This window comes from Chamaesiphon sp. GL140_3_metabinner_50 (assembly GCF_025361915.1).
Taxonomy (GTDB): domain Bacteria; phylum Cyanobacteriota; class Cyanobacteriia; order Cyanobacteriales; family Chamaesiphonaceae; genus Chamaesiphon.
Window position 1 is genome coordinate 1 of record NZ_JANYJC010000140.1, and the last position, 9,016, is coordinate 9,016.

General features: G+C 47.2%; 6 protein-coding genes. 4 read left to right on the forward strand and 2 right to left on the reverse strand.

Annotated features, from left to right (window positions below):
* The 4 genes from Q0R35_RS07470 to Q0R35_RS07485 form a co-directional block, all read left to right on the forward strand.
* Positions 1-1,329 (forward strand): HlyD family efflux transporter periplasmic adaptor subunit (locus tag Q0R35_RS07470; protein ID WP_295615540.1); only part of this gene is annotated, 1,329 nt, incomplete at its 5' end.
* 490 nt (positions 1,330-1,819) lie between these two features.
* Positions 1,820-2,986: an ABC transporter permease DevC gene (gene devC / locus Q0R35_RS07475; protein ID WP_295615542.1), complete on the forward strand. Its 1,167-nt coding sequence runs from the start codon at positions 1,820-1,822 to the stop codon at positions 2,984-2,986.
* 94 nt (positions 2,987-3,080) lie between these two features.
* A complete protein-coding gene (locus Q0R35_RS07480; RefSeq protein WP_295615545.1) occupies positions 3,081-3,758 on the forward strand; it encodes a DevA family ABC transporter ATP-binding protein in 678 nt (225 codons plus the stop codon).
* 195 nt (positions 3,759-3,953) lie between these two features.
* Positions 3,954-5,243 (forward strand): glucose-1-phosphate adenylyltransferase, encoded by a 1,290-nt coding sequence (locus Q0R35_RS07485; RefSeq protein ID WP_295615547.1) that lies wholly within the window; start codon positions 3,954-3,956, stop codon positions 5,241-5,243.
* Positions 5,244-5,436: 193 nt separating this feature from the next.
* Here the strand turns inward: Q0R35_RS07485 and Q0R35_RS07490 are convergent, their stop codons facing one another.
* Positions 5,437-6,624 (reverse strand): NAD(P)/FAD-dependent oxidoreductase, encoded by a 1,188-nt coding sequence (locus Q0R35_RS07490; protein WP_295615549.1) that lies wholly within the window; start codon positions 6,622-6,624, stop codon positions 5,437-5,439.
* 204 nt (positions 6,625-6,828) lie between these two features.
* Positions 6,829-8,649 (reverse strand): serine protease, encoded by a 1,821-nt coding sequence (locus Q0R35_RS07495; protein WP_295615552.1) that lies wholly within the window; start codon positions 8,647-8,649, stop codon positions 6,829-6,831.
* Between the last annotated feature and the right edge of the window lie 367 nt (positions 8,650-9,016).

A 9,016-nucleotide genomic window follows, 5' to 3' on the forward strand; every position in this document is an offset into this window, starting at 1 on the left:
ATTCAACCGAATGGGGAAGTGATTAAACTCTCGGTGGCGAATGCTCAGGATAGTCGTGTCGATCGCATCCTCGTTAAAGAGGGCGATTTTGTCAAGCGTAATCAGGTAATTGCCATTTTACAGGGGATCGATCGCAAGCAAGCCGATTTACGCGATGCGCTAGCCGATGTCAATCTGCGCCAAATCGAGCTGGGGAGAACGACGCAAACTGATGTTAAGAAGTCGCAAATCGCCGCTCAGACGGCTGTAATTACCAAATTGCAAGCTCAACTGGCTAGCAGTCGCCAACAGCGGACTGCTGCCCTAAATGCAGCGCGATCGCAATTGCAAAATGCCGAAGCCGATTACCAACGTCAGTTACAATCCGATCGGGATGGTTTGAGTTTACTTACCGCTCAGGCTAAATTAACCAATGCAGAGGCTGAATATCGTCGCCGCGAAAAATTTAATCGATCGGGTGATAATACGTTAGGCAGTCAAGCTAAACTCGCCAACACGCAGAGCGAATACCAGCGTAAATTGACCTTATACCGATCGGGCGGTATTAGTAAATCTCAATTAGATAAAGCTCAAGAAGAATTAACATCCGCACGAGCAATCGCCACAGAGCGGGGTATCGATACCAAAACCCAACTGGATAAAGCCACCGAAGATTTAGCCGCCGCCAAAGCCAATCTGAGGGAAAAACAGCTAGAGACAAAATCACAATTGGGCAAAGTCAAAACCGAACTATTGACAATTCGCCAAACAGTTAGAGAAAAACAAGCAGATTTAGACCAATCGATCCAAACGCTGACGGCGGAGATTCAACAGTCGCAAGCTCAACTCGCCGAACTCCGCGAAGTTCGTCCGACAGATGTTCGCATTGCACAGGCTCAATTAGAAAAAGCCAAAATTGCCGTCGAGCAAGCACAAGCCGCCCTACGTGACTCCGAAGTGCGCGTACCTGTCGCCGGACAAATTCTCAAAATTAACACCCGCATCGGCGAACAAGTGAATATCAGTCAAGGGATTGTCGAACTCGCTCAAACCGACAAAATGTACGTGATGGCGGAGATTGCCGAAATCGATGTCACTAAAGTTCGTCAGGGACAAGCGGCGGTAATTACCAGCGAATACAACAGCTTTGCTGGAGAGCTACGCGGTACGGTTTCTCAAGTTGGACTTCAAGTGGGACGCAAACAAACCCAAGAAGCTGGCGGTGCCAATCCGACTACCGATAAGGAAAGCCGAATTGTCGCAATTAAAATTGAAATTGCACCACAGGATAGTCCGAAGGTTGCTAAGTTGACTAATTTACAAGTGCGGGTAAGGTTGCCTTTGAGGTAGATGGGAGATGGGAGATGGGAGTGCGGAGATGGGCAGTTCGGCTCCGCTCACTGACCCTACCGCGTACCGACAAGTATGGTTGACTTCGTTTTGAGATCTGAATCCCCCCTAACCCCCCTTGGAAAGGGGGGGAACCGGATCCGGAAGTCCCCCTTTTCAAGGGGGATTTAGGGGGATTCTCACCAATTTCGCTTCTCACTAGAGATGTGTATACACGGTAGCTCACTGACCGGGGACGGGGAGACGGGGTGACGGGGTGACTGGCAATACGGTTCGGTTAAGAACAGATCTCGCTCTAATTGCTCCGGCTTAGGAGGGAATCCCCCTAAATCCCCCTTAAAAAGGGGGACTTTAAAGCCCCCTTTTTAAGGGGGTTGGGGGATTTAGATCTCAAACGAAGCTAACCGAACCGTATTGGGGTGACTGGGGGACGAGGGGAGATGGAAAAGATGGGATTGAGGAGTAAAGGGTGTGGGATTGAGTTGATATTATGAAAAAACTTTTTTCGCGGCGGGAACGACCGTTAGCTTGGGCGCAGTTGTCTCGTCAAAAAGTGCGGACGGGGGTGGCGATGGGCGGAATTGCATTTGCGAATGTATTGATTTTTATGCAATTAGGGTTTGTAAATTTATTTGCAGGCGGCGCAACTTTATTACCCAGGCATTTGCAAGGAGATTTATTTATTAGCAATGCTGAAGCTAAACTAATTAACTCCTTTAGTACCTTCGATCGCACTCGACTTTATCAAGCAGCAGCTTTCGATGGGATTATTTTTGCCGAGCCGCTGTATCTTAAATATGGAACTTGGGCTTACGATAAAGAAAGCATCTCTTATGAAACGCGAGTTTGTGCCTATAATCCCCAATTCCAAATTTTCGATCTGCCCGAAGTCAACCAACAACAGTCTAAATTACGCGAGCCGTTTACCGCTTTGTTCGATCGATTATCTCGTTCTCAATTAGGGTCAATTCCTGCCAAAATGGATACCAGTCCGACAATTGTATCGATGATAAACAATCAGCGAATTGTAGTCAATGGTCTATTCAATCTTGGCAGTTCCTTCTTTCTGAGTGAAGGAAATATCATTACTAGCGATCGCACCTATGCCGAAATGTTTGGCTCTAATTCACTCGAACAGGTCACATTGGGGATAATTCGCGTTAAACCCGGTACCGATTTAATCGCCCTCAAACAAGGTATCGAAAAATCCGTTCCCGGTATTAAAGCCCTGACTTATAAAGAGTTACAGGCGCGAGAATTAGCATTTCAAGATACCAACCCCAGCAGCACGATTTTTAATTTCGGCGCAATGATGGGTTTTATCGTCGGTGTCGCGATCGTCTATCAAGTTCTCTATAGCGATGTTAGCGACCATCTCTCAGAATATGCTACCCTCAAAGCGATCGGATATTCTAATCGATCGCTCTTGTTAGTTATTTTTCAAGAAGCAATCTTTCTAGCGGTTCTAGGTTATATCCCTGGATTTATTGCTACTTTAGGCATGTATCAATTACTTACCACCCTAACAAAGTTAGAGCTAATCATGACAGTGAGTTTAGCACTGAATGTATTCATTTTAACACTAGCAATGTGTCTGATTTCTGCTGCGATCGCATCTAATAAGCTCCGTGCGGCAGATCCGGCAGATGTTTTTTAAGGAATAGGGAATAGGGAATAGATAAATTGTAGGTTGGGTTAAGTGCAGCGAAACCCAACAACTTGTGTGAATAGTGGATAGTGAAATAAAATCGATGCAGCCAACGATCCAAATTGAAAATCTCCATCATAGTTTTGGTAAAGGAAACCTAAAAATTCCCGTTCTGAACGATATTAATCTCCAAATACCTGCGGGAGAAATTACAGTTTTAACGGGGCCTTCTGGGAGCGGCAAGACTACGCTGCTGACCTTAATTGGCGCGCTCAGATCGATGCAAACGGGCAGCCTTAAAGTACTCGGTCGCGAGTTACTTGGAGCCAAGCAAGCCCAACTCGTTCAAACTCGCAGTAACATCGGCTATATCTTCCAGGCTCATAACCTACTCAAAAGCCTCACCGCCTGGGAAAATGTCACGATGCCGCTGAAACTGCATCCTCATATTAAAGATCGCCATCAATGCGCCATCAATGCCCTCACAGCCGTCGGTTTAGCCGATCGCACCCATTATTACCCCGATAACCTTTCTGGGGGTCAGAAACAGCGTGTGGCGATCGCACGAGCCTTAGTCAGTCAGCCGCAACTCATTCTCGCTGACGAACCCACCGCTGCTCTAGATAGCAAATCTGGTCGCGAAGTTGTCACGCTGATGCAAAAATTAGCCAAGGATCGATACTGTACGATTTTGATGGTGACTCACGATAACCGAATTTTGGATGTTGCCGATCGGATTATTCACATGGAAGATGGCTGTTTGGTTGGCGATCTGGGGTAGCTACCTTTCAAACCGTTTTGATTCTGGCAAGAAAGTAACAGAAAATACCGACTCAGACAGCCCGAATGTACCCAAGTTATCAGATGATAGAGGGTATATAGATCGACACGATCGGGGCGGTAATGGTGGAGCTACCAGTTAAACTCCCTGCGATCGCGATCGGATCTTATCGGATCGTTATTTTAAGAGGTTATTGTGAAAAAAGTTTTAGCGATCGTTTTAGGCGGTGGTGCAGGTACGCGGTTATATCCCCTGACTAAGCTACGGGCGAAACCAGCGGTTCCCCTCGCCGGGAAATATCGATTGATCGATATTCCTGTCAGCAACTGCATTAATTCTGAAATTTTCAAAATTTATGTCCTGACTCAATTTAACTCTGCTTCGCTCAATCGACACCTCTCGCGCGCCTACAATTTTTCGGGATTTAGCGATGGTTTTGTCGAAGTTCTTGCCGCGCAGCAAACCAAGGATAGTCCCGATTGGTTTCAGGGTACCGCCGATGCGGTGCGTCAGTATCTATCGATTATTGAAGATTGGGATGTGGATGAAGTCGTAATTCTATCGGGAGATCATCTCTACCGGATGGATTATCGATTATTTGTCGAACGTCACCGCGAAACCAATGCCGATATTACCCTGTCGGTAGTGCCGATTAGCGAGAAAAATGCTTCCGAGTTTGGCTTGATGAAAATGGATCCATCTGGGCGAGTGGTTGAATTTAGCGAGAAGCCTAAAGGTGACGCGCTCAGAAGTATGCGGGTAGATACCACTAAATTAGGTCTAAATGCCGAACAAGCCGCCGAGAAGCCTTATATTGCTTCGATGGGGATTTATGTTTTTAAAAAGCAAGTCCTGGTAGATTTACTCAAAAAATCGCTCGAACAAACCGATTTTGGTAAAGAAATCATTCCTGGTGCTTCGGCTACCCACAATATTCAAGCTTACCTGTTTGATGGTTACTGGGAAGATATTGGAACGATCGAATCTTTCTACGATGCGAACCTCGCGCTCACCCAGCAACCGACACCACCATTTAGCTTCTACGACGAGCAAGCACCAATTTACACGCGCTCTCGTTATCTCCCACCCACCAAGTTATTAGATGCCCGAATTACCGAATCGATGATCGGTGAAGGCTGTATTATCAAGCAGTGTCGGATTCATCACTCAGTTTTAGGCGTACGCGCGCGCGTGATGGATGGTTGCACGATCGAAGATAGCCTAATTATGGGTGCTGACTACTACGAACCCGCACCAGAACGCAAAACTCAAGCCGAAACTGGCGGTGTCCCGATGGGTATCGGCGAAAACACCACGATTCGCCGCGCCATTATCGATAAGAATGCCCGCATCGGCTCCGATGTCATGATTATCAATAAAGAAAGCGTCGAAGAAGCCCAACGCGAAGATCTCGGTTACTACATTCGCAGCGGTATTGTGGTTGTGCTCAAGAATGCTACGATTCCGAATGGCATGACAATTTAAAAGATGGGAGAGCGGAGATGGGAGTTCGGAGATTCGGATTTTAAGGGATCGGAGATTGGAGATTCGGATTGTTTATGGGGGTTTACATCTTTGCTTGAGCAATAATCCACAGACTATATTTCGACGTAGGGTTGGACGTATTCGGATCGATCTTCGATTGTGCCCATCTCCCATCTCCGAACTCCCATCTCTTCTAACTCAACAATTTCACCAACGGCTGCGTCAGCCAATTCAAACCGACTTTGAGCTGATGCTCTAGAGTTGGTAAGCGATAGAGATAGACGAGGCGACGGGCTAGATAGGCTAGTGGGCCATCTAACTGAATGCCCATCCCCGATAGCACGGCATTATCATCGCCTAAAGTCATCATTTCGCCGAGATTAGTATAGCGGAATGCTAATAACGGTCGATCGGTCAGTGACGACCAAACATTCCACGCGACAAAATCTGACTGTTGGAAAGCTACTTGCGCGGTAGTCGGGATAAATTCACCTGCGCCATCGACAATTGCCGCAGCATCGCCTAGTGCAAAGATGTGAGGATTTTCAGTGACTTGCAACGTTTCGGCAACCGTAATTTTACCCTGGGGATTTAACGGTAATCCAAAATGACTGATGGCTGGACTCACCTGATTCCCCACCGTCCACATCACGATCTCGACTGGAATTAGATCGGTTTGACCCTTGTAAATTAGCCCGATCGAGTCAGCAGTAATCTCGGAAACGTTAGTTTCTAGGTCTACCCAAACACCTCGCTGTTCTAGAGCCTTGAGGGCGGCATTCCGATTAAATTCTGGGGCGCGAGGTAGCACTTTATCACCCGATTGAATCAGGCGAATCCGTCCGCGTTCTTTGAGCCTGTCGGCGAGTTTACAGGCGACTTCTACCCCCGTATAGCCCGCTCCAACGATCGCAATCCGAATCCGTTCGGCTGAAGATGTTTCGAGCAACCGGAGCTTTTCATCGAGTTTGTAGGCATCCTGAAGCGATCGAAAGGCGATCGCATGTTCTTTAACTCCAGACACGCTCTCAGATGGAGTTTCGCAACCTAAAGCCAATACCAATCGATCGAACTCAATTTCGGTACCATCTTCTAAAGTAACTGAATTTTGGGCTTTATCGACCCAATCGACAGATCCCTGCACGAAGCGAATATCTGTCCCTTTTAACAGTTCGGCATAGGGTGGGGCGATTTCCCAGCCCTGCATTTCGCCTGTAATTAGTTCGTAAAGCAGGGGCGTAAATACAAAATTAGGTTGACGATCGATCAGGGTAATTGCGGGCTTTTGCCCTGGTTCCCAGGCTAGTTGATTCAATCTCAGGGCGGTATACAAACCACCAAATCCCCCACCGAGGATACAGATACGCGGTACTGAAGTCATAAGTGTTAGGGTAATTAGCGATCGACATAAAGCTGCTTTACTTACTGTAACAATTTTGCGCCCGTTCGCGGATCTCCCAAGGGTCGGTTATCTCGATCGCTAATACAGCACTTTTCCGGTTGGTGAGGTACAAGATTCCCGACTTCTTGAAGCAGTCGGGGATCGAGGCAGCTAGGTGTTTGAAAGGATGAGTTCCCACCCTGACTAGATCGCGTTCAAGATTTTCATCACCTCTTGATAGTCCTTAGTATTGCCACGTTTTTGGTAAAGTTCGGCAGCTTGCTGGAGTGCGGTTTTAGCTCGATCGCGATTCTTCAATCCGATGTACGATACGCCTCGGAGTAGTTGTGAATCGGGAGATACGGGATTAAGGGCGATTGCCCGATTGGCATCGGCAAGCGATCGTTGGAACTGTTGTTTGCTGACATAGTAAATGGCACGTCCTTGATAACCAGTTTCACTGTTAGGATTGATTTGGAGTGCTTTTTCCACATCAGCTAAACCTTGTTGAAAGTTTTTCTGTTGCATGTAAGCAATACCGCGACGAGCGTAATTCAGATCGTCGTTGGGCTTGATTTCGATGGCGCGGTTGAATTCGGAGATCGCCCGCGCATAGTCTCCGATAGAAAGATAAGCTACTCCCCGCATACCATAGCCGATCGGATTTTTGGGACTGATGGCAATGGCTCTAGCGGAATCGGCAAATCCAGCTTCTTTGTTGCCAGCACTTACTCGGATGAATCCTCGGTAAGCGTAAGCGAGGAAACTATTGGCATTGATTTGAATGGCGCGGTTGAAGTCTGAGTCAGCACCTTGAGGATCGCCGATCAGATATTTAGCTACTGCTCGCACACTATAACCATCGCCAAGATTTGGATCGATTGCTAGTGCTTGGTTAATCGATTGGATTGCCTTATTTGGATCGGCATATTGTACCTCTACATAGCCGCGATAAAGGTAGCTGCGGGCACTACGGGGATTGAGCGCAATCGCCCGATCGAAATCGGCAAATGCTCCTTTGGAATCACCGAGCGTAGTCCTGCCAACGCCTCTGAGCGCATAAGCATCAGCGGATTTGGGATTTAATTTCAAAGCAAGATTGGCATCGCGAACCACCTCTGTATCATTACTTAGATACAGATTTGCTTCTGCTCTGGCAATGTAAGCAGCAGTATATTTCGGCTTGGCAGCGATCGCGCTATCGAACCCAGAAATCGCGCCGGGATAGTCGCCTTGGCGAAATTTGGTGGCAGCGGTTACAAAGAAATCGTCGGCGGTAGTCGTGCGCGGTTGAGTGGCAATTACTGGTGCGGTTGCGCCCAGTTGTACTCCCATTTGGCTGGCTAATTTCAGGAAGGAATTAACGGGAATACCCAAATTAAATCCAGTTTTAACCAACACATTGGCATTAATATCCGATGGTTTGTTGCTTTCTCTGACATCGCCCCTACCGTGAATGGCAATTAGTTCGCCGCGATCGTTTAAAACTGGCCCCCCGCTCATCCCTGGTAAGGTGTTGCAGCTATAAACGATCGAATACCCCTTATCGAAAGGTTGGGAGCTATTAGCGGTAATTTTGCCATCGCTGAAGGTATAAACCGACTGCGTAATTGCCGCCGTTGCCACTGGAAACCCAGATACGTAAGCCGGACTGCCTTCGATCGCATTATTAGAATCCCCAATTTTAACAATCGGATAAGTGCGATTGCTTTGAAATTTAACGATCGCTAAATCGAGATTGCCATTTGGTGCTAATTGTCGCTCGCTAACAGTATACTTTTGACCATCGTTTAATTCGATCGTGTACTTTTCATCGGTTTTTTTGACGACATGAGCGGCGGTTAAAACGGTATAAGTATTACCCGTACGGGCGATAATCGAGCCAGATCCGCGATCGGCGGGGGTTTTAATCGAAACAGTCACACTTTTGGCAATTTTCGATACCTCTGTCGGCGACATTGCCGTCGCAGGTAGAACGATAACTAATGGTGCGATGATGCCAGAGGTAGCCAGCCAAGTTTTCATAAGCGCGATCGAATAATTATTTGAAAATAGTATAACGACGATCGGCTCTGAGAATTTTTGCCGTGTGACAGTTTCTCGCGTGGTTGAGTCATGCCATTTTGGATTTTGGATTTTGGATTTTGGATTGAGGTCAAAAATTGAGGGTAGGGGTAATTCATGAAGCGGCGGTTTTATTCGGGGGGAACCCCCGAATAAAAAAGCGGATTGATTTTCGGGCGGGTTTCCCGACCGTGAAAATCAACCAAGCACCGACAAGACATTACCCCTACCCTCAATTTTTGACGATCGCACTAACGATCTCCAGATTGGTTCCGCTCAGTTCGGCTCCGCTCACTGAGCAAAGCCGAAGTGACATACCCACTAAATA